22 protein-coding genes are annotated in these 19,175 nt (G+C 66.4%); 10 read left to right on the forward strand and 12 right to left on the reverse strand.

The features are described from left to right. Window positions 1–5: 5 nt before the first annotated feature. From AC1Q7H_RS17890 to AC1Q7H_RS17925, 8 genes are all read right to left on the reverse strand, one after another. A complete protein-coding gene (locus AC1Q7H_RS17890; protein WP_492381517.1) occupies window positions 6–950 on the reverse strand; it encodes a sugar kinase in 945 nt (314 codons plus the stop codon). Continuing rightward, entirely contained in the window at window positions 947–1,735 is a 789-nt protein-coding gene (locus AC1Q7H_RS17895) for a sugar phosphate isomerase/epimerase family protein (RefSeq protein WP_211981823.1), read from the reverse strand. Before AC1Q7H_RS17895 ends, AC1Q7H_RS17890 begins: the two co-directional genes overlap by 4 nt. Then, the gene (locus AC1Q7H_RS17900; protein WP_211981821.1) at window positions 1,732–2,466 is read right to left on the reverse strand and encodes an amino acid ABC transporter ATP-binding protein; all 735 of its coding nucleotides are present in this window, start codon (window positions 2,464–2,466) and stop codon (window positions 1,732–1,734) included. The genes AC1Q7H_RS17895 and AC1Q7H_RS17900 overlap by 4 nt, the downstream gene beginning before the upstream one ends. Next, complete coding sequence (locus tag AC1Q7H_RS17905; protein WP_211981819.1) at window positions 2,453–3,103, reverse strand: amino acid ABC transporter permease; 651 nt, start codon at window positions 3,101–3,103, stop codon at window positions 2,453–2,455. The genes AC1Q7H_RS17900 and AC1Q7H_RS17905 overlap by 14 nt, the downstream gene beginning before the upstream one ends. After that, on the reverse strand, window positions 3,100–3,858 hold the full coding sequence (locus tag AC1Q7H_RS17910; protein WP_211981817.1) for an amino acid ABC transporter permease: 759 nt from the start codon (window positions 3,856–3,858) through the stop codon (window positions 3,100–3,102). Before AC1Q7H_RS17910 ends, AC1Q7H_RS17905 begins: the two co-directional genes overlap by 4 nt. Before the next feature lie 54 nt (window positions 3,859–3,912). Then, complete coding sequence (locus tag AC1Q7H_RS17915; protein WP_211981815.1) at window positions 3,913–4,716, reverse strand: transporter substrate-binding domain-containing protein; 804 nt, start codon at window positions 4,714–4,716, stop codon at window positions 3,913–3,915. Between the two features lie 241 nt (window positions 4,717–4,957). Continuing rightward, window positions 4,958–6,013 carry a LacI family DNA-binding transcriptional regulator gene (locus AC1Q7H_RS17920; protein WP_211981813.1) on the reverse strand — a complete coding sequence of 352 codons (1,056 nt, stop codon included), beginning with the start codon at window positions 6,011–6,013 and terminating at the stop codon, window positions 4,958–4,960. A 150-nt stretch (window positions 6,014–6,163) separates the two neighbouring features. Beyond that, a complete protein-coding gene (locus AC1Q7H_RS17925) occupies window positions 6,164–6,907 on the reverse strand; it encodes an SDR family oxidoreductase (protein WP_211981811.1) in 744 nt (247 codons plus the stop codon). A gap of 98 nt (window positions 6,908–7,005) precedes the next feature. Here AC1Q7H_RS17925 and AC1Q7H_RS17930 point away from each other — a divergent pair, with 98 nt between their 5' ends. Beyond that, window positions 7,006–7,902 carry an AraC family transcriptional regulator gene (locus AC1Q7H_RS17930; RefSeq protein WP_492378091.1) on the forward strand — a complete coding sequence of 299 codons (897 nt, stop codon included), beginning with the start codon at window positions 7,006–7,008 and terminating at the stop codon, window positions 7,900–7,902. A gap of 94 nt (window positions 7,903–7,996) precedes the next feature. Here AC1Q7H_RS17930 and AC1Q7H_RS17935 read toward each other — a convergent pair whose 3' ends face one another. Further along, window positions 7,997–8,416: an organic hydroperoxide resistance protein gene (locus tag AC1Q7H_RS17935; protein ID WP_211981807.1), complete on the reverse strand. Its 420-nt coding sequence runs from the start codon at window positions 8,414–8,416 to the stop codon at window positions 7,997–7,999. A 33-nt stretch (window positions 8,417–8,449) separates the two neighbouring features. Continuing rightward, window positions 8,450–8,761, reverse strand: a complete 312-nt coding sequence (locus AC1Q7H_RS17940) for a hydroxyquinol 1,2-dioxygenase (protein ID WP_211981805.1) — start codon at window positions 8,759–8,761, stop codon at window positions 8,450–8,452. Between the two features lie 414 nt (window positions 8,762–9,175). Between AC1Q7H_RS17940 and AC1Q7H_RS17945 the strand changes: the two genes are divergently transcribed. From AC1Q7H_RS17945 to AC1Q7H_RS17980, 8 genes are all read left to right on the forward strand, one after another. Continuing rightward, window positions 9,176–10,111 carry a dioxygenase family protein gene (locus AC1Q7H_RS17945; RefSeq protein WP_492381518.1) on the forward strand — a complete coding sequence of 312 codons (936 nt, stop codon included), beginning with the start codon at window positions 9,176–9,178 and terminating at the stop codon, window positions 10,109–10,111. Between the two features lie 42 nt (window positions 10,112–10,153). Then, window positions 10,154–10,903 carry an SDR family NAD(P)-dependent oxidoreductase gene (locus tag AC1Q7H_RS17950; RefSeq protein WP_013953384.1) on the forward strand — a complete coding sequence of 250 codons (750 nt, stop codon included), beginning with the start codon at window positions 10,154–10,156 and terminating at the stop codon, window positions 10,901–10,903. Window positions 10,904–10,955: 52 nt separating this feature from the next. Next, entirely contained in the window at window positions 10,956–11,840 is an 885-nt protein-coding gene (locus AC1Q7H_RS17955) for a beta-keto acid cleavage family enzyme (RefSeq protein WP_114130539.1), read from the forward strand. 41 nt (window positions 11,841–11,881) lie between these two features. Next, window positions 11,882–12,859 carry a quinone oxidoreductase family protein gene (locus tag AC1Q7H_RS17960; protein ID WP_211981801.1) on the forward strand — a complete coding sequence of 326 codons (978 nt, stop codon included), beginning with the start codon at window positions 11,882–11,884 and terminating at the stop codon, window positions 12,857–12,859. Continuing rightward, complete coding sequence (locus AC1Q7H_RS17965) at window positions 12,856–13,197, forward strand: cupin domain-containing protein (protein WP_114130541.1); 342 nt, start codon at window positions 12,856–12,858, stop codon at window positions 13,195–13,197. Before AC1Q7H_RS17960 ends, AC1Q7H_RS17965 begins: the two co-directional genes overlap by 4 nt. A 92-nt stretch (window positions 13,198–13,289) precedes the next feature. Continuing rightward, window positions 13,290–14,393: a porin gene (locus AC1Q7H_RS17970; protein ID WP_211981799.1), complete on the forward strand. Its 1,104-nt coding sequence runs from the start codon at window positions 13,290–13,292 to the stop codon at window positions 14,391–14,393. Between the two features lie 88 nt (window positions 14,394–14,481). Then, a complete protein-coding gene (locus AC1Q7H_RS17975; RefSeq protein WP_153953417.1) occupies window positions 14,482–15,465 on the forward strand; it encodes a tripartite tricarboxylate transporter substrate binding protein in 984 nt (327 codons plus the stop codon). 92 nt (window positions 15,466–15,557) lie between these two features. Beyond that, the gene (locus AC1Q7H_RS17980; RefSeq protein ID WP_249221302.1) at window positions 15,558–16,592 is read left to right on the forward strand and encodes a LacI family DNA-binding transcriptional regulator; all 1,035 of its coding nucleotides are present in this window, start codon (window positions 15,558–15,560) and stop codon (window positions 16,590–16,592) included. Between the two features lie 19 nt (window positions 16,593–16,611). Here the strand turns inward: AC1Q7H_RS17980 and AC1Q7H_RS17985 are convergent, their stop codons facing one another. Then, complete coding sequence (locus AC1Q7H_RS17985) at window positions 16,612–16,923, reverse strand: hydroxyquinol 1,2-dioxygenase (protein WP_211981785.1); 312 nt, start codon at window positions 16,921–16,923, stop codon at window positions 16,612–16,614. Window positions 16,924–17,225: 302 nt separating this feature from the next. Further along, on the reverse strand, window positions 17,226–18,029 hold the full coding sequence (locus AC1Q7H_RS17990; RefSeq protein ID WP_492378095.1) for an SDR family NAD(P)-dependent oxidoreductase: 804 nt from the start codon (window positions 18,027–18,029) through the stop codon (window positions 17,226–17,228). A gap of 168 nt (window positions 18,030–18,197) precedes the next feature. Between AC1Q7H_RS17990 and AC1Q7H_RS17995 the strand changes: the two genes are divergently transcribed. Further along, window positions 18,198–19,148 (forward strand): GlxA family transcriptional regulator, encoded by a 951-nt coding sequence (locus tag AC1Q7H_RS17995; protein WP_114130546.1) that lies wholly within the window; start codon window positions 18,198–18,200, stop codon window positions 19,146–19,148. The last annotated feature ends 27 nt before the right edge of the window (window positions 19,149–19,175 follow it).

A 19,175-nucleotide genomic window follows, 5' to 3' on the forward strand; every position in this document is an offset into this window, starting at 1 on the left:
TGGCTTCACAAACTGGCAGCCGCCAGTTGGGCATGGGTCGGCAGGCCTTCGGTATCGCCCCGCACCTGCACAGCCCGCGCGCCGATCCAGGCGCCGCGCCGGACGGCGTCGCCCACCGGCCTGCCTTCCAGCAGCGCGCTGATCACGCCCACGGCAAAGCCATCGCCGGCGCCAACGGTGTCGACGACACGCTCGACGCTGAATGCCTCGACATGGCCGGTGCCGGCCTCGCCATCGAAGTAGGCGCCGTCGGCACCAAGCTTCACCACCACCAGCCTGGCGCCGCGCGCACGGTAGAAGGCGGCAATGCGTTCCGGCTCGGCATGGCCGGTGAGGAAGCGGCCTTCCTCGATGCCGGGCAGCACCCAGTTGCACTGTTGCGCGAGGTCGTTCAGCGTCTCGCGCATCAGCTCGGGCGAGGCCCACAGCGTGGGCCGCAGGTTGGGATCGAATGAGATCGTGCGGCCGGCGGCCTGCATGGTGGCGATGGCCTGGCGTGTGGCAGCCTGCGTGCCTGCGGCCAGCGCGGGGAACACGCCGGTGACGTGCAGATGCCGCGAGCGCCGCAGCCACCTGCCGTCCAGATGCTCCGGGTTCATGCGGCTGGCCGCCGAGCCGCGGCGGTGGTATTCGACGGGCGGATCGCTGCCGTCGTCGACCCGGCCCTTGAACTGGAAACCGGTGCGCTCACCGGGCTCGCACACCACCTGGCTGCAATCCACGCCTTCGCGCTGCATTTCCCCGAGCAGGTAGCGGGCCATCGAGTCGTCGCCCAGCCGGCTGGCCCATCCGACCTTCAGGCCCAGGCGCGACAGGCCGATGGCTACATTGGTCTCGGCACCGGCGGTGCGCTTGTGGAAGGTCTGCGCGGTTTCGAGCGGCCCGGCTTCGCCGGCGACCAGCATCAGCATCGCCTCGCCCAGCGTGACTACATCAAGATCGGTGCTCATGCGGGAATCTCCACCGAACGCAGTACTTCGACATGATGGCGCGTGACCTGCACCAGGTCTTCGCCTTGCAGCGGGAATTCGATCGCACGCGCAACGTGCGTGGGCAGGCGGCGCAAGACGCTGCGCCATGGTGCGGCCGACTGGTCAAGCGGCACCGCGATCCATTTGGCGGGCGTGCGCTGCACGCCTTTGCAGTGCACGTAGCCGACGCCGGCGCCGAAGACCTGCGCGGCGTCGAGCGGGTCTTCGCCGGTCCAGTGCCAGTTGCCCATGTCGAAGGTCATCGGCACGGACTGGCCGAGCGCGCTGGTACGCGCGAAGAAGTCGCGCAGCGGCGGCACGGTGCCGGCTTGGGCGGTCTGGTCGTTTTCCACGACGAGTTCGATGCCATCGTGCCGCAGCCAGGGAAGCAGTGCTTCCAGCGCCATGCCTTCCCGATAGCCGCCAAGCGACATCTTGACCCGGGTCGCACGGAGCGCCAGCGCGGTGGCGAAGGCGCGGTCGAGCGCGGCAGCATCGAGGCTGCCTGCGTCATTCCACAGGCCTTCCGGGCTGGACCACACCACGCTCAGTCCATGCTGCTGGGCGACCTCGCGCTGTTCAATGACTTCATCCTTGTGCCCGCGCTGGAGTTCGCCGCGGAATTCCACGCCGTCCGCGCCGGCTGCCGCGGCAATCCGTGCCAGTGCAGCCTGTCCGTCGCGCAGGGCGAGGTCGGCGCCATAGGCCGTCAGCGAGATCAGCACCGGCGGGCGCGAAGAACCATCTGCTTGCCACTGGCTCATTTCAGTGCTCCCGCGCTGAGGAATTGCTGCAGTTCCGCTGTCTGCGGCTGCGCGAACAGCGCCTTCGACGGACCCGCCTCGTGGACCTTGCCCTGGTGCATGAAGATGGTGGTATGCGCCATGCGGCGCGCGAACTCCATCTCGTGCGTGACCAGCACCATGGTCATGCCGGAGGCGGCCAGGTTCTCCATGACCCGAAGCACTTCCGCCGTCAGCTCGGGGTCGAGCGCGGAGGTGACCTCGTCGAACAGCATCACCTTGGGCTCCATCGCCAGCGAACGGGCGATGGCCACGCGCTGCTGCTGGCCGCCCGATAGTTGCTCGGGGTAGCAGTCCTTCTTGTCGAGCAGGCCGACCTGGGTCAGCACCTGGTCGACGATGCCGTCGATCTTGCCTGCGGCGAGCTTCTTCACGATGGATGGCGCCAGGGCGATGTTCTGGCCCACGGTCAGGTGCGGAAACAGGTTGTAGCTCTGGAACACCATGCCCACGTCGCGGCGCAGGTCGAGCAAGCGCTTCCGGTCGTGATCCAGCTTGTGCCCGGCGACGGTGATATTGCCGGCGTTGATCGTCTCCAGGCCATTCAGGCAACGCAGCATGGTGCTCTTGCCGGAGCCGCTGCGGCCGATGATGGCGACCACCTGGCCCGGCTCGATCGCAAACGAAACGCCCTTCAGGACTTCGACGGCGCCATACGACTTGTGCACGCCTTGTGCTTCAACGATTGACATGGAGCGTCCTTTCCATGCGCCGGGCTGCCGCCGACAGCGGGAAGCAGAGCGCGAAGTAGATAAGTGCGACGACGACGAAGACCGCGAAGGGCTGGAAGGTCGCGTTGTTGATCAGCTGGCCGGCGCGGGTCAGTTCGATGACGCCGATGATGGAAGTGATCGAGGTGTTCTTGACCAGCTGGACCGAGAACCCCACCGTGGGCGGCAAGGCCAGCCGCACCGCCTGTGGCAGCACCACGTAGCGCAGCTGCTGCCAGCGGGTGAGGGCGAGCGCTTCGCTGGCTTCCCACTGTCCTTGCGGCACGGCCTCGATGCAGCCGCGCCAGATCTCGCCAAGGTAGGCGCTGGCGTAGATCGACATCGCCAGCATGGCAGCGACCATCGGCGACAGCTTGAACCCGAGCACGGAGAGTCCGTAGTAGCTCAGGAACAGCACGATCAGCACCGGCGTCCCTTGCACGACCTGGATATAGGCCGTGCTGGCGAGGCGCAGCAGCGGGCTTCTGGAGGTACGCGCCAGTGCCACCAGGAAACCGGCCAGCGTACCGCCGATGAAGGCAAGCAAAGTCACCCACAGCGTCCAGCGCGCCGCCAGCAGCAGGATTTCAAGATGATTCCAGGAGAACTCGGTGATCATTTCGCGCTCCCTGCAACCGCTGCCGTCAGTTCCGTTTGCGCCAGCGGCGCGATCCGGGCCGTGCGGGCCAGCTTTCGTGCGCGCGCCACCACGCGGCGCCGCTTGAACACCACGTTGCCGATCAGGCCGAACATTGCGCGCAGCAGCAGTGCCAGCCCGATATAGACGAACATGACCAGGATGTAGCTCTCGAAGGTGCGGAAGGTCTGCGAATCGACATGGCTGGCAACTGCCGTCAGCTCTTCCACCGAGATCGTCGACACCACGCTCGACGTCAGCATCATCAGCGTGAACTGGCTGGTCAGGGCCGGATAGACCTTCTCGAAGGCCGGCACCAGCGCGACGTGGCGGATCAGCTGCCAGCGTGTCATGCCCAGCGCGGCGGCGGCTTCAAGCTGCGAGCGGTGCACCGCCTGCAGGCCGGCCCGGATGATTTCCGTCGAGTAGGCGCCGAGGTTGACGGTCATGGCAATCACCGCGGCGGTGACGGCATCGATCTGCAGGCCCACGGTTGGCAAGCCGAAGAAGATGATGAAGAGCTGGATCAGGAAGGGCGTGTTGCGGATCGCCTCGACGTAGGCCCGGGTGGCACGCTGCAGCCACGGACCGCCGAATGCGGCCGCAATGGCGCCGGCGGTGCCGACCACGGTACCAAGCAGGATCGAGCCGAAGCTGAGCGCCAGCGTCATCGCCGCGCCTTCCGCGAAGCGATCCAGCTGCGACAGCACCGGGGTCCATTCGAATTGATAGTTCATGCGGGTCTCCTGGCACGCCGGCTGGCGCCGGCGCGCAACCTCAGACGGCCTGGTTCAGAACGCTTGCAGCGCGGGCAGCGCCTTGCCGGTCCACTTCTGCGCAATGGCGTCGAGTTCGCCATTCAGCTTGACGTAGGAGATGGTGGTGTTGAGCCACTGGCGCAGCTCGAAGGCGTCGCGGCGCACGGCCATCGAATTGGGCTGCACCGAGAATGCGAACTTGGCGTCGAACTTGCCGGCGCCGCGCGCCTTCATGATCTCGTTGCCGGTGGTATTGGGCAGGGCAATGGCTTCGACCTGGTTGCTGATCAGGGCCTGCGCGCAGGTGGCATCGTCCTCGAAGCGGACGATGTTCATGCCGGGCACGGCCAGCCGGGTCAGCGCGGTGTCCTGCGTGGTGCCGCGCGTCACGCCTACCTTCTTCTTCCCGAGTTCCGTCAGCTTGGCGTACTTGGCAGCGACGGGAGCAAAGATGGTCAGCTCGAACGCGCTGTAGGGCGCGCTGAACATGATGGCCCGCGCGCGCTCGGGCGTCGGCGCCAGCGTGGCGACCAGGAAATCGACCTTGCCGGCCTCCAGCGCCGGAATCCGGCTGGGCGAGGTGAGGGGAACGATATCGACCGGAACGCCCAGGTACTTGCCGAGCAGGTTGGCTACGTCGACGTCATAGCCGGCGGGTTTGCCGGTGGCGTCGGTGGTGCCGAAGGGCGGCGCGCCGGTCACCACGCCGATGGTGACCTTGCCCTTCTTGACGATCTCGGCGACGGTCTGCGCCTGGGCGGTGAAAGCGGCGCTGGTCAGGACCAGCAGAGTCAGCACGGGCGCGGCTACGCGGCGCAACAAGCGTTGGACGTTCATCAATGTCTCCTGTTATGGAATGTGTCGCTGGCGTCGCAGCGTTTGGCAAGCACCGTCTTGAAACCGGTTTCAGAATTATAGGAAACCGGTTTCAGAGATCCAGCAGTGGAAACCCTTACGGGCAAAAACCGCGTTTGGCGGATGCGGAAACAGGCACGTCAGGCACCCGCTGGACGTGCGCAGCGGGTGCAGGCGTGGATCAGGCGGGCACGGCGGACGCCGGCGGGGAAGGGCTCTGCAATCAGGCGCGGCGGGTGGATCCGCGCGTGACCAGGGTGCCGGGCAACAGCACCCGGCGCGGCGGCAGTTGCGCGCCTTGCAGGCGCTCGATCAGGCAGTTGGTGGCGACGCGCCCGATATCGTCGGTGGGCTGGGAAATGGCGCTGAGGCCAGGGCCGACCAATGCGGCCCATTCCGGATCATCGAAGCCGATCAGGCCCAGGTCGGCGCCAAGTTGCCACCCCAGTCTGGCGGCGGATGCGGCCACGCGCAGCGAGATCACCGCGTTGGCCGCCAGCACGGCAACGGGTGCCTGTCCGGCGCCACGGCGCAGCGCGCGGAGCGCTTCATCCAGGGCATCGTCGTCACCCCGCTGGGCTTCAAAAACGGTCCCGCCAACCGTGTCCGCGTGTTCGGCGACAAAGGCCTGGAACGCGCGCGCGCGCTCATTGCGCGAGCTGATGGCCTTGATCGGCTCGCTGATGAACAGCAGGTGCCGGTAGCCGGCTTCGACCAGGTGGCCGGCGGCTTCCTGTACGGCGGTCAGGTTGTCCAGGGCCACCAGGTCGACTTCGGCATCACCGACCTTGCGGTCGACCAGTACCACTGGCTTGCCCAATTGCGCCGCATCGGCCAGGGCGCCGGCATCGTGGCCCAGCGTGTGCAGGATGAAACCCTCGACCCGGTACGCCGACAGCGAGCGAATGGCCTCACGCTCCAGTTGCTCGTCATTGCCGAGGTTGAACAGCATCACCATATAGCCGGCGTCGCGACAGGCCTTCTCAACGCCGCGCAGCACGGCCACCGAGAACGAATTGGAGACATCCGCAACCACCAGCCCGATCAGGCGCGACTTGCCGCGCTTGAGCCCCTGCGCCATCGGGCTGGGGCTATAGCCGAGCGCGCGGATGGCCGCGGCGACGCGCGCCTCGACGTCCGCGGACAACTGCTCGCCGCCCCGGTTCAGGTAGCGCGATACGGTTGCCTTGGAGACACCCGCATAGTCGGCAACGTCCTGGATGGTGAGCTTCTCTGCGGGTTTCTGGTCGGACACAGGTCGGATAACAGGGCGCGGCATAGGATTCGGGTCTCGGTGAAACCAGTTTCACGATTATGCCTCGGGCGTGTCGGGATATGCCAGCCTGCGGGCCATCCGATTGTGCGAGGCCGTAATTGGGCTCCGATACCTCGTGCGGCGAACCGGCGAAGGGCCAGACTCCCTTGCCGCTTATCCCGAATGAGCCAGCGCTACCGCATCGGCACCTGCCGGAAACCGAAGCAGCCCGGACCTGTCGTTGGCGGCACGCCAAACCGCTTCGGCCACCTCGGCCTCGGTCGTCACCGCTGCCGGTTGCGAGAGTGAAGCAAAGATGCGCTGCGCGAAAGACGCGTACGCCTCGGGGATCAGGCCCTCCATGCGCGGTCCCCCGTTGCTGGTAAAGCGCGTGGTCGGACCGTAGCCCGGCTCGACCAGCTTCACGCTCACCCTGAACGCTTCGAGCTCGAACGCGAGCGACGCGGTGAAGCCTTCGATGGCCATCTTGCTCGCGGTGTAGACGGCCACCATCGGCATCGGCGCCAGCGTAGTGCTCGAGGTCACGTTCACCACCACGCCCGACCCGCGCGCCCGGAACTGCGGCAGCACCGCCTGGGTCATCGCCATCACGCCGAAGGTGTTGGTCTCGAACACCTCGCGCGTCGTGGCCATCGGCGTGGCCTCAAAGGCGCCAAACAGGCCGATGCCCGCGTTGTTGACGAGCACGTCGATGGGCCCGCTTGCTTCAAGCGCGGCGGCGATGCTATCGGGCTTCGTCACGTCGAGCGCCAGCATGCGGATCTGGTGGGATCTGGGCAAGAGTTCTTCGTTCGGCGTTCGCATGGTGGCGATAACGTTCCAGCCCTGCGCGTGGAAGTGGCGCGCGGTTTCAAGGCCATAGCCAGAGGAGCAGCCGGTAATCAACACGGTTTTCATGGGAATTTCGGTGGTGGTTTTGATGTCGGCAACGATAGCGGGGCTGCGACGGACTGCCTACAATGAAAAGTCCAGATTTCATTTGCAATCGTCCGGCGATGAGCGATCCCCTGTCAGAAGTCATCTCACTGCTGCAGCCGCGTGCCGTGTTCTCCAAGTCCATCAGCGGCGCCGGCCGCTGGGGTGTTCGCTACGCTGACTTCGGCCAGCCAAGCTTCTGCGCCGTGCGCGAGGGCAGCTGTCGTCTCGCCGTCGACGGCCACCATGCCATCACGCTTGAGGCAGGCGACTTCGTGCTCCTGCCGGCAACGCCGGGCTTCACCCTGTCGGGTTTTGAGCCGGTGGCGCCCGAGCGCATCGACCCCAAGGTGACGTCTGCGCCGACGGGCGAAGTCCGTCACGGCAGGCGCGGTGGACGTCCCGATGTGCGACTGCTCGGCGGCTACTTTGTCTTTGACTCGTCCAATGCCGCGCTGCTGGTGTCGCTGTTGCCGGCGCTGGTGCATGTGCGCGGCGCCGAGCGGCTTTCGGCCATCGTTCGGCTCGTCGGCGAGGAATCGGGTGAACGGAGGTCGGGCCGCGAGCTCGTGCTCACGCGCCTGGTGGAGGTGCTGCTGATCGAAGCGCTGCGCTCAACGTCGGGGGAGGACGCACCCCCGGGCTTGCTGCGTGGCCTGGCCGATGCCCGACTCGCGTCAGCGATGCGGCAGATGCACGCCGATCCCGCGCGCACGTGGACGGTGGCCCAACTCGCAAAGAAGGCCGCGTTGTCGCGCTCGACCTTTTTTGAGCGCTTCACCCGCGCCGTTGGAATGCCACCGATGGAATACCTGATCGCCTGGCGCATGGCTGTGGCGAAGGACCTGCTCCGTCGCCATGACTTCGGGATCGCCGAGGTTGCCGAACGGGTCGGCTACGGCTCGGCAAGTACCTTCAGCACCGCGTTCAGCCGGCACGTCGGCCAGCCACCGAGTCTCTACGCGCGCAAACGTTAGAACGTCGCATGGAACGCGACTGCACCGGACAGAGGGCTCGCTTTGGTTGTGGAAAATGACCTGCCCGGTTGCCTCAGGCAGGTCACCGTGTGCGTCAGACCAGCCTGGTTTCGACGTGGATGCTGCCGTGCAGGGCCTTCGAGTACGGGCAGGTCCGGTGCGCGGTATCCACCAGTGCCTGGGCCACTTCACGGTCGATGCCGGGGATATGGACATTGAGCCGGGCCTGCAGCAAATAGGCCTCGCCAGCGCTGCCCAGATCAACCTCGGCGTCGACCGAAAGCTCGGCCGGCAGCTTCACTTTCATCTTGCCGGCGGCCAGCCCGATCGCGCCGATAAAGCACGCCGACCATCCCGCGGCGAGCAGTTGCTCCGGGTTCGTGCCCTGGCCTTTGGTGCCCGGCGAGGACAGTTGAAGGTTCAGCCGGCCGTCATCGCTGTGGGCTTCGCCGTCGCGTCCGCCTGCGGTGATGTGGACTTTGCCGGTGTACAGCACTTTTTCGATACGGGTCATGATGCGTTCCTTGGTCATTCAGAGAGTTGGGGCTCAGGCGTAGGCGCCGTCAAGATAGGGGTCGACACTGCGCGCCGGGTCCGCCGACACGCCGGTGCGGTCCAGGCCGGACAGGGTGCGTGCGCCGTCGTAGTACGGATCAACGTTGCGCGCACCGTCCGTGAACGGGTCGACGGCACGCGCGCCGTCGCTGTACGGGCTGCGTGCCTCTTGCACGGAGCGGGCACCGTCGGTGAAGGGGTCTCGCGCGCCCGGCTGGGGCAGTGCGGCGGCCTGCGCACCGGCAGCGGCGGCAACCAGGGCGATGGCGAAGACAAAGCGCTTGGCGATGTTGTGGGTAGTCATGATCGTCTTCCTTAAAGGTTTGGGTTCGGTATTGCGCGGCAGGGACTGGCTTCGTTGAGGTTCGCCGCCGGGCCACGGAATGCATTTAAGGCGATCGATGTATCTGGCCCGTAGCGCGTGAGAGGTGTCTCCGTCGAAACACGTATCGTTGCGGCTGCGTGATACAGACGGGTACAAATTCATGCGCGAACGGGCTGGGGAGCCGCATCGGCAGGGGACTCGGACAGGCCTATGCGCCACATTCTGCGCCTTGGCATGCACCTAGGGTTTCTCCCGAAAATCGTCCGTACTCCCTTGTTTTGATTGTGATTCTGGTTGAACGGCAGCCGTTGCAAGTCGTGGCGGTGACTAACTTCGACCTTGACCATCCGTCGAAACCGCCGATAATGCAAACGTTTGCAAAGGAGGCAAAACATGGAAACTTCCAGCGAGCGGCAGGCGCCACAAGGCGAGCGTCTGGCGCTGATCGAGGACGAACACTCGGTGACAGGCGTGGTCCAGGCGGCCATGGCCAATACCACCAATCCCCGCCTGCGCTTCATCATGGATTCCCTGGTGCGGCACCTTCACGGGTTCCTGTCCGAGGTGCGGCTGTCCGACGAGGAATTCGAGCTTGCCCTGGGGTATATCGCCAGCCTGGGCCATGCGACCAATGCCAAACATAACGAGGTTGTCCTGGCTGCCGACGTGCTGGGGCTGTCGACGCTGGTGACCGTCATGAACAACAGCACCAGGGACGGGCGCACGCCCGGCGCGCTGCTCGGCCCGTTCTATCGCGCCAACGCGCCGCGTTATGACTGCGGTGACTGCGTGGTGCAGGACGACGCGCCTGGCTTGCCGCTGCTGGTCAGCGGCACCGTGCGGGCGACCGATGGCACGCCGCTGCCAAGCGCGCTGGTCGAGATCTGGCAGGCGTCGCCGGTGGGACTGTATGACAACCAGGATCCGACCCAGCCCGACCGCAACCTGCGCGGCTGCTTCCATACCGATGAAAGCGGCGGCTATCACTTTCGCACGGTGCGGCCTGCCGGCTATCCGGTGCCGACCCACGGCCCGGTAGGCACGTTGCTGGCCGAGCAGCAGCGCCATCCGTACCGGCCGGCGCATATCCATTTCATCGTCGCGGCGCCGGGTTACCGGACGCTCGTCACCCAGGTGTTTGCCGACGCGCCGGACAAGCTGGAATCCGATGTCACGTTCGGCGTGCATCGGCAACTGGTTGGCGATCTCCGGCTGCACCACCAAGGCCCCAGCCCGTGGGGCGATGTGCCGGCGCCGTTTTACACGCTGGCGTTCGATTTCACGCTGGAGCCCGGCGAGCAGACCTTCCCGAAGCCGCCGATCGACTGAAGGCCGAATCGGCTTCCCCTGACCCATTCCCACATTGAAACCATGAGTGCTACTTCTCTTTCCGGCAAGGTGGCCGTGATCCTCGGCGGCACCGGTGCCATCGGCTTTGCCGCCGGTGAAACGTTGGCGCGCCTTGGCGCAAGCGTCGTGCTGACCGGGCGCGACGCCGACAAGGCGGCCAGTGCCGCGGCGGCCTTGCCGGCCGGCAACCATCTTGCCGCCGTGGCCGAGATTGCCGACAGCGCCTCGCTGCGCGCGCTGGCCGACGAGGTCAGCCATCACTACGGCCGCGTCGATATCCTGGTGAACACCGCGGGCTTTACGCGGGCGATCCCGCACGCCGACCTCGACGCCCTGGACGATGCGCTGATCGATGAACTGTTTGCCGTCAACTGGCGCGGTCAGTTTGCCGCGATCCGTGCGTTCGCGCCGCACCTGCGCGCCAATGGCGACGGGCTGGTGGTCAATGTCGGGTCGATCGCCGGCCGTACGGGGCAGGGCAGCAATGTTGCGTACTGCGCTGCCAAGGCCGGGCTCGATGTCATGGCGATGTCGCTCGGGCGCGCGCTGGCGCCGCATATCCGCGTGCTGAACGTTTCACCGGGCGTGGTCGATACCGCCTTCGTGCCGGGACGCGACAGCGGTTTCAACGAGCGCGCCGCCAAGTCGACGCCGCTCAAGCGCGTCGGCCAGGCACAGGACGTGGCCGATGCCATCGCTGCCTGCGCGACGTCACTGCGCTTTGCCACTGGCACCACCATCGTCGTGGACGGCGGCCGCCAGCTTGGATAGGCCAGGCCCCTCCATGTCTACCCAATAGCATTTCCATTACTGACCTTCGCTCATGCACGCACGCAAGACCATCATCACCTGCGCGGTGACCGGCAATATCGTCACCCCGGAGCAGCACCCCGGCTTGCCGGTCACGCCGGCCCAGATTGCCGACGCCGCGCTGGAAGCCGCCGAGGCCGGCGCAGCCGCCGCCCACATCCACGTGCGCGACCCTGAAACGGGGCGCCCGTCGATGTCGCTCGACTACTACGCCGATGTCATCGACCGCATCCGCAAGCGCAACCGCTCGCTGATCATCAACCTCACCACCGGACCCGGTGGCCGCTTCGTGCCGAGCGAGGACGAGCCGCGCGTGGCCGCGCCCGGCACCACGCTGCTGCATCCCTCGAAGCGCGTCGAACACATCGCGGCGCTGCGCCCGGACGTCTGCTCGCTCGACTTGAACACCATGAATTCAGGCGGCGACGTGGTCATCAACACGCCCACCAACGTGCGCAAGATGGCCAGCGTGATCCGCGCGGCCGGCGTCATGCCCGAGCTGGAGATCTTCGATTCCGGGGACCTGAACATGGCGCTCGACTTTATCCGTGAAGGCGTGCTGGACGGTCCCGGCCTGTGGACCCTGGTGCTGGGCGTGAAGTACGGCTTTGCGCCCACGCCGGAAACCATCTTCTACGCGCGCAACATGCTGCCCGCCGGCGCCCACTGGTCGGCCTTCGGCATCGGCCGCGCGGAGTTCCCGATCGTGGCCCAGGCATGGCTTGCAGGCGGACACGTGCGCGTCGGCATGGAAGACAACATCTATCTTGAGAAGGGCGTGCTGGCGCCAAGCAACGCGGCGCTGGTCGCCAAGGCGCGTGACATCGTCAGGTCGCTCGGCGGCGAGATTGCATCGTCGGCCGAGGCCCGGCGCACGCTTGGGCTGCGCGAAGCCTGATCCCCGCCATACAGAACTAAACATTTCAGGAAGGAATCACCATGAACACCATTCGAGTCAGCGAAAAAGCCGCCAATATCGATGTCCTGCAGCTGGAGCTGCTCGGCGTGCCGCGTCCGGAAGCGGCGCCGGGTCAGGTCATCATCGAAGTGGCCAGCGCCGGCGTGAACCCGAGCGACGTGAAGGCAACGCTCGGCATGATGCCGCATGCGATCTGGCCGCGCACGCCAGGCCGCGACTATGCAGGCCTGGTCGTCGACGGTCCCACCGAACTGCTGGGCCAGCAGGTCTGGGGCAGCGGCGGCGAGCTCGGCATCCGCCGCGACGGCACGCATGGCAAGTACCTGCGCATCCAGGCCAGCGCGGTGCGCGCCAAGCCGGCGTCGGTGTCGCTGCTGGAAGCCGGCGCCGTGGGGGTGCCGTTCATCACCGCCTATGAAGGGCTGCGCCGCGCGGGCATGCCGCAGGCTGGCAGCACCGTGCTGGTGTGTGGCGGCAACGGCAAGGTGGGGCAGGCAACGATCCAGATCGCCACGGCGCTCGGCGCGCGCGTCTTTGCCGTGGAGCGCACCGCCGAGGCGTATCGTGGCCATGCCAGCGGCGACGTGCGCATGATCGATGCCAGCAGCGAATCCATCGCCGCGGTGGTGCGCGAAGAGACCGACGGGCACGGTGCGGATATCGTCTACAACACGGTGGGAAGCCCCTACTTCGAACAGGCCAACCAGGCCATGGCGATCGGCGCGGCGCAGATCTTCATCTCGACCATCGAGAAGCCGGTGCCGTTCGATATCTTCGCCTTCTATCGTGGCCAGCACACCTATGTGGGCGTCGACACCCTTGCGCTGGACAGCAACGCCTGCGCGGGCATCCTTGACCAGCTCGCACCGATGTTTGCCTCGGGTGCGCTGCGGCCGTTCCCGGTCCTTTCCGACTACACCTATGCGCTCTCCAACGCCAAGGAGGCCTACCGGGCGGTCCTGCAGGGCGCGACCGAACGCGTGGTGCTGAAGCCATGAACACGACCCGGTTCGCAAAGGCGCCAGCCTACTTCCCGGCGAATCATGAAGGCATGCACTGCCTGCGCCTGCAAGGGCATGAAGCGGGACCGTCCGAAGCCTTGTGGATGGGGGTCTCGGTACTGCTGCCGGGCGGCCATACGTCGATGGATGCCTCGCCGGTGGAAAAGCACTACGTCGTGCTGGAAGGCGAAGTCCGCATCGCCACGCCCGACGAGGTCGTGACGCTGGCCCAGTTCGATTCCGTGTGCCTGGCGCCGGGTGAGGCGCGGCAGGTGTCGAACCCGGGTAACCGGCCGGCGATGCTGCTGCTGGCGATGCCGTATCCCAAGGGCTGATTTTCTCGGGCCGAACTGCAAACGATTGCAAAAAAGAGCGGAGCAGACGGCCCGCCGACAACAACCACGACAAACCAGGGGAGACAAAGCAAATGCAACCCATCAGAAAGCGCAGCCATCTGCTCGTGCTGGCCATGGCCGCAGGCTGTGGCGGTGAGGCCTGCGCGCAGTCAGCCGTGACCCTGTACGGGCGCATCAATACGGCACTGGAGTATTCCTATGCCAACACCGCGACCGACGGTTCCCGCCTTGGCGGCGTGGGGCGCCTGACCAACAACCGCTCGGTCTTCGGCATGCGTGGCGAAGAAGCCCTGGGCGGCAGCCTGAAAGCGATCTGGCAGATCGAAAGCAATTTCTCGCTCGATACCGGCCAGGGCCAGGTGGCCGGGCGCAATACGCGGGTGGGGCTGCAGGGCGATGCTGGCACGCTGTTCCTGGGGCACTGGCAGACGCCATACACCGAATCGACGCTGGCCTATGACCCGTACTATCCGACCACTGCCGGCTATATGGCGCTGATCGGCAACGGCTCCACGTCCAGTTCCGACAACGTGCAGGACACCAGCTCGTTCGACCGCCGGCAGAAGAACATCATCGTCTACAAGACGCCGTCGTTCGCCGGCTTCAGCGGCGCCGCGGCGTGGGGCGTGAACGAGGAGAAGACCACCGTACCGCGCAATCCCGGCTTGTATTCGTTCTCGGCCGCCTACGACAACGGCCCGCTCAACGTGGCGCTGGCCTATGAAGTCCACCAGCACTACCAGACCGCCGGCCGCAACGATGACGCGATGAAGGCGGGCGTCTCGTACAAGTTCCCGACCACCACCGTGGCGCTGCTCTATGAACGGCTCCACTACCGCACCGCGACCGGTGACCTGACCCGCAACGGGTACTACGCCTCGGTGGTGCAAAAGCTCGGGCCGGGCAGCGTGCGCGTCGGTTTTGGCCTTGCCAGCAATGGCGCGGGCAATGCGACCGAGACCGTGGGCTTCTTCCGCAGCGGCGCGGAAACGGGCGCCACGCAGATCACGGTCGGCTACGACTATCCGCTGTCCAAACGCACAGCGCTGTATGCGTACTACAGCCGCATCAACAACAAGCGCAATGCGATCTACGACTTTGCCATCAATGAACTGGGCGTGAGCGCGGGTGCAGACCCGCAGACGGTCGCGCTCGGCATGCGGCACTTCTTCTGAGGCAGAACGGCACGCCCGCATGGGCGCGCCGCATTCAACGGCGATGCGCGGTGCCCGCGCTCGCTTCTGAAGTGAGGAGACACACAGAATGATTCGATCCATCCAAGGCACCGTGCTGGCGCTGGCGTCATCGCTGATGCTGGCGGCCGCGCCCGCCGTCCACGCGCAACCGCAATACCCCAGCAAGCCGATCCGGCTGGTGGTGCCGTTCTCGGCCGGCAGCGCCACCGACATCCTGGCGCGCATCATCGGCAGCAAGATGGGCGAGGGCGGCACCTACCAGGTGATCGTCGACAACCGCCCCGGCGCTGGCGGCACCCTGGGCGCCACCGGCGTGGCCAAGGCGGCGCCGGACGGCTACACGCTGATCCTGGTTTCGGTCGGGCACGCCATCAACGCCACGCTGTATCCCAAGCTCTCGTATGACACGGTGAAGGACTTCGCACCGGTCTCGCTGGTGGCGACGGTCCCCAATGTGCTGGTGGTCAATGCCGGCAGCAAGTACAAATCGGTGCGGGACGTTGTCAACGCCGCCAAGGCGACGCCGGGAGCGCTGAATTTCGACTCGGCGGGTTCCGGCAGCTCTACGCACCTGAGCGGCGAGATGTTCAAGATGCAGGCCGGCATCGACATCGTCCATATCCCGTACAAGGGCACGGGCGAAGCGCTGACCGACGTCATGGCTGGCCGGGGCGACATGATGTTCGCGCCCAGCGTATCGGCCATGCCGTTCGTCAAACAGGGCAAGCTGCGGGCGCTGGCGGTCACCACGGCCAGGCGCGCCAGCGCGCTGCCGGATATTCCGACGGTGGCGGAGTCCGGCTTCCCCGGCTACGCGTTCGACTCCTGGTTCGGCGTGCTGGCGCCCGCCGGCACCCCGAAGGAAGTCGTCGATGCGCTCAATGCCGAGATCGGCAAGGCACTGGCCGCGCCGGATGTGCGCGAGCGCCTGGCCGCCCAGGGCGCGGAGCCGAAGCGCTCGTCGCCGCAGGAGTTTGCCGCCTATATCCAGGCGGAGATCGGCAAGCTGGCGCCGGTGGTCAGGCAATCCGGCGTGAAGGCGGGGCAGTAGCGCTAGCCCGAAGGCGAGCGGCGACGGCGCGGGGGTGGCTTAGAATGGCGTATTCCAACTCTCCCCGGGCTGCCGCCCCGCCAACTGCCGTCATGCCCGAGCGCAAGCGCCTCACCCTGAAAGACCTGGCTGCCGAGATCGACGTGCATTACTCGACCGTCTCGCGAGTGATGAACCCGGCCACGCGGCACCTGGTGGCTGAGGAAGTGGCGGCTCGCATCCTGGCGGTTGCCGAGGCCCGCGGCTTCCGCCCCAATCGCATCGCGGCGGGGCTGCGCACCCAGCGTTCCGGACTGGTGGGCGTGGTGCTGCCGGATATTTCCAACCCGGTGTTTCCGCCGATCCTGGCCGGGATTGAATCCGTGCTGGCGCAGCAAGGCTACGTGCCAATTGTGGTCAATGCCGGTACCGACAAAAGCCGGCAGCGTTTTGTCATCGACCAGATGATCGGCCAGCAGGTAGAAGGACTGGTGCTCGCCACCGCGGAACGGGACGATCCGATCCTCGCGTACTGCCTCAAGCAGCATATCCCCGTGGTCACGGTCAACCGCGGCGAAGACACGGGCCGGGTGTCCTGCGTGGTGAGCGACAACCTGCTGGCGATGCGGCAGACGGTCGACCACCTGGTCGGCCTGGGCCACCGCCGCATCGGGCATATTGCCGGGCCAGCCTCGCTGTCGACCGGCTTCCTGCGTCGCGAGGGCTTCCTTCAGGCGGTAAAGCGCCACCGCCTGCGCCGCGGCGAATGGCAAGTCATGGAAGCCGCCAGCTATTCGCGTGAAGCCGGCCGGCTCGCTTGCGAGCAACTCTTCGCGGCATTCCCGCAGATGACCGCCATCGCCGCCGGCAATGACCTGGTGGCGATGGGCTGCTACGACTTCCTGCGCGAGCGCGGCATGCGTTGCCCCGAGGACGTCTCGGTGGTGGGCCACAACGACATGCCTTTCGCCGACGCCCTGACGCCGCCGCTGACCACCGTGCGCATTGCCGTCCACGAAATGGGCGAGGAGGCTGCCCGCCTCCTGCTCAGGAAGATCGACAAGCCAGCCTCCGATGCCGTCACCGTGCAACTGACGCCGCAACTGATCGTGCGGGGTTCCACGGCAGCACCACGCGAAGAGGCATAGCCGAGGCCAAAGCCGGCAGTCAGGCGCGGGCGCCGTCCTGGTAGGGATCGAAGCTGCGCGCCGGATCAGCGGACGGACCCGTGCGGTCCCACCCGGCCAGGATGCGTTCACCCTTATCGTACGGATCGACATTGCGCGCGCCCTCGGTGTACGGGTCGCGTGCGTCCTGCACGGCGCGGGCGCCGTCGGTGAATGCGTTGCGTGCGTCCTGCACGGAACGTGCGCCTTCGCTGAACGGATCGCGTGCGCCGGGACCGGCGGCCTGGGCGCCGGCGGCGGCAGCTGCCAGGGCGAGGGCGAGAACAATGCGCTTGGTGAGATCGGTAATCATGGTCGGTTTCCTTGAGGTCTGGGTTGAACTGCGCGGCCGGGGGATCGTCTTGTTGACGCATGCCGTCGGTCCACGAGATGCATTAAAGGAAACCGGTGTATCTGCGCTATAGCGTGGAGACCCTGTTTCTGTCAGGGCACGTATCGTCCCCTGTGCCTGATACATAGCGGTACAAAAGGACCATGGGAGGCGCCTGCTGGCGTAGATGGCAGGGAGGAGGCGCGCGGCGGCCGGAGCGCTTCCGGATACCGCGCGCCCGGCGGAAGGTGGTGTAAAGGCCGCGCGCGTCCGCGAGCCGTCAGTTACCGGGCAACGCCGTACCGGGTAGCGGGCTGGTCACGCGAAAGATTTGGGCCGAGCGCGGCGCGTGCTGCCTCGAACGTGTTCCAGTCGGCCACGTCGGGCAACGACGGCACGGTAATCACCTCGCCCTGGTCCAGCCCTGCCAGGGCCGCGTCGACCAGGTCGTCGCCGCTCATGACTATCGCTTGCGGCAGGTTCTCGACCGGCTGGCCGGCGGTGTCCCAGAACTCGGTGCGGGTGGCCCCCGGCAGGACCGCCTGGATGCGCACGCCCTTGCCCGCAAGCTCATGTTGCAGCGACTGGGTAAAGGCCAGCACAAACGCCTTGGTGCCGCCGTAGACACCGTTCAGGATCTCGGGCGCGACCGCCACGACCGAGGCGATATTGATGATCGTGCCCTCGCCGCGCGCGACGAAGGCCGGGGCGGCGGCGTAGGTGAGCCGGGTCAGGGCCGTGACGTTGAGCTCGATCATTGCCTGCATGGTGTCGACATCCGATTCCAGCAGCGGTGCAGCGCCGCCGAAGCCGGCGTTGTTGACCAGCGTGGTGATGCTTGCATCCGTGCGCAGGATCTCTTCGATGCGTCGTACGTCGGCTGCCTGGCCAAGGTCCGCGGTCACGATCTCGACCGAGCGGCCGGTATCGTCGGTAATGCGGCGGGCCAGTGCTTCCAGCCGCGCGCGGTTGCGCGCCACCAGGATCAGGTCGTGGCCCCTGCGCGCCAGGCGCTCCGCATAGATGGCGCCGATGCCGGAAGAAGCACCGGTGATGAGGGCGGTGCCGGGATGGTTGTGCGTGGTCATGTCAAAGCTCCGGATTCAGTGAGGGAGGGAGATTCGTGGCGGTCGGCCCGGATCGGCCGGCTGCGTGAAACCAAGATTAGGAGCACAATGGCCATGACACCAATGTCATAGATGCCACCTTTTCTGCCGTGCGCGCAGAATGCCTTTCACTGCCATGAGGAGTTAGACATGCATCACGTGGCCCTTGCCCTCTATCCCGGCTTCCAGGTGCTGAACCTTGCGGTCTCGACAGTGCTGGAGTTCGCCAACCGCTCGCTCGGAGAGCCGCTGTACCAGGTCCACCTGCTGTCCGAGCATGGCGGACCGGTGTTGAGTTCCGGTGGCTTTTTCGTCAGCACCGAGCCGTTCGGCAGGCGCCGCTTCGATACCGTGCTGGTGGTGGGAGACAACGACGTGCTGCCCACGGCGCCCGCGCTGGTGAAGTTCCTGCAACGTGCGGCGCGGACTTCGCGGCGCATCGGCGCCACCTGCACCGGTGCCTTCAACCTGGCGGAGGCCGGGGTGCTGGATGGCCGCCGCGCCACCACGCACTGGTATTACGCCGAGCAGTTGCGGCGGCGCTTCCCGAACGTCGGCGTGGAAGAGGACCGCATCTTCATCATCGATGGCCCGGTCTGGACCTCGGCCGGCATGTCGGCCTGCATCGACCTGGCGCTGGCGCTGGTGGAGAAAGACGCGGGCGCCGCGGTTGCGCGCGATGTGGCGAAGTCGCTGGTCGTGTATCACCGACGCGCCGGCGGGCAGTCACAGTTCTCGGCACTGCTGGACCTGGAACCGCGCTCGGACCGCATTCGTGCCGCGCTGGATTTCGCGCGGCAGAACCTGCAACAGGAACTTTCGGTGGACCAACTGGCGGATGCGGCGCACCTGAGCCCGCGGCAGTTCGCGCGCGCATTCCGTGACGAGACCGGGCAGACCCCCGCCAAGGCCGTGGAGCACCTGCGCGTGGAGGCGGCCAGGCTGATGATGGAAAGCGGCCGCCATGCCATCGATGTGGTCGCGCGGGATACCGGCTTCGGTGACCGCGAGCGCATGCGGCGTGCGTTCCTGCGGGCGTTCGGCCAACCGCCGCAGGCAATCCGGCGCATGGCGCGCGGCGACGAATTGCAGACTGCGTAGGGGCGGCCGTGCCGACAGGGGCATGGA

This window comes from Cupriavidus sp. GW823-FHT06D04, from assembly GCF_058795055.1.

Excerpts from the sequence above, each read along its gene's own strand:
- AC1Q7H_RS17890 (WP_492381517.1), bottom strand. The coding sequence starts at position 950 with ATGAGCACCGATCTTGATGTAGTCACGCTGGGCGAGGCGATGCTGATG.
- AC1Q7H_RS17895 (WP_211981823.1), bottom strand. The coding sequence starts at position 1,735 with ATGAGCCAGTGGCAAGCAGATGGTTCTTCGCGCCCGCCGGTGCTGATC.
- AC1Q7H_RS17900 (WP_211981821.1), bottom strand. The coding sequence starts at position 2,466 with ATGTCAATCGTTGAAGCACAAGGCGTGCACAAGTCGTATGGCGCCGTC.
- AC1Q7H_RS17905 (WP_211981819.1), bottom strand. The coding sequence starts at position 3,103 with ATGATCACCGAGTTCTCCTGGAATCATCTTGAAATCCTGCTGCTGGCG.
- AC1Q7H_RS17910 (WP_211981817.1), bottom strand. The coding sequence starts at position 3,858 with ATGAACTATCAATTCGAATGGACCCCGGTGCTGTCGCAGCTGGATCGC.
- AC1Q7H_RS17915 (WP_211981815.1), bottom strand. The coding sequence starts at position 4,716 with ATGAACGTCCAACGCTTGTTGCGCCGCGTAGCCGCGCCCGTGCTGACT.
- AC1Q7H_RS17920 (WP_211981813.1), bottom strand. The coding sequence starts at position 6,013 with ATGCCGCGCCCTGTTATCCGACCTGTGTCCGACCAGAAACCCGCAGAG.
- AC1Q7H_RS17925 (WP_211981811.1), bottom strand. The coding sequence starts at position 6,907 with ATGAAAACCGTGTTGATTACCGGCTGCTCCTCTGGCTATGGCCTTGAA.
- AC1Q7H_RS17930 (WP_492378091.1), top strand. The coding sequence starts at position 7,006 with ATGAGCGATCCCCTGTCAGAAGTCATCTCACTGCTGCAGCCGCGTGCC.
- AC1Q7H_RS17935 (WP_211981807.1), bottom strand. The coding sequence starts at position 8,416 with ATGACCCGTATCGAAAAAGTGCTGTACACCGGCAAAGTCCACATCACC.
- AC1Q7H_RS17940 (WP_211981805.1), bottom strand. The coding sequence starts at position 8,761 with ATGACTACCCACAACATCGCCAAGCGCTTTGTCTTCGCCATCGCCCTG.
- AC1Q7H_RS17945 (WP_492381518.1), top strand. The coding sequence starts at position 9,176 with ATGGAAACTTCCAGCGAGCGGCAGGCGCCACAAGGCGAGCGTCTGGCG.
- AC1Q7H_RS17950 (WP_013953384.1), top strand. The coding sequence starts at position 10,154 with ATGAGTGCTACTTCTCTTTCCGGCAAGGTGGCCGTGATCCTCGGCGGC.
- AC1Q7H_RS17955 (WP_114130539.1), top strand. The coding sequence starts at position 10,956 with ATGCACGCACGCAAGACCATCATCACCTGCGCGGTGACCGGCAATATC.
- AC1Q7H_RS17960 (WP_211981801.1), top strand. The coding sequence starts at position 11,882 with ATGAACACCATTCGAGTCAGCGAAAAAGCCGCCAATATCGATGTCCTG.
- AC1Q7H_RS17965 (WP_114130541.1), top strand. The coding sequence starts at position 12,856 with ATGAACACGACCCGGTTCGCAAAGGCGCCAGCCTACTTCCCGGCGAAT.
- AC1Q7H_RS17970 (WP_211981799.1), top strand. The coding sequence starts at position 13,290 with ATGCAACCCATCAGAAAGCGCAGCCATCTGCTCGTGCTGGCCATGGCC.
- AC1Q7H_RS17975 (WP_153953417.1), top strand. The coding sequence starts at position 14,482 with ATGATTCGATCCATCCAAGGCACCGTGCTGGCGCTGGCGTCATCGCTG.
- AC1Q7H_RS17980 (WP_249221302.1), top strand. The coding sequence starts at position 15,558 with ATGCCCGAGCGCAAGCGCCTCACCCTGAAAGACCTGGCTGCCGAGATC.
- AC1Q7H_RS17985 (WP_211981785.1), bottom strand. The coding sequence starts at position 16,923 with ATGATTACCGATCTCACCAAGCGCATTGTTCTCGCCCTCGCCCTGGCA.
- AC1Q7H_RS17990 (WP_492378095.1), bottom strand. The coding sequence starts at position 18,029 with ATGACCACGCACAACCATCCCGGCACCGCCCTCATCACCGGTGCTTCT.
- AC1Q7H_RS17995 (WP_114130546.1), top strand. The coding sequence starts at position 18,198 with ATGCATCACGTGGCCCTTGCCCTCTATCCCGGCTTCCAGGTGCTGAAC.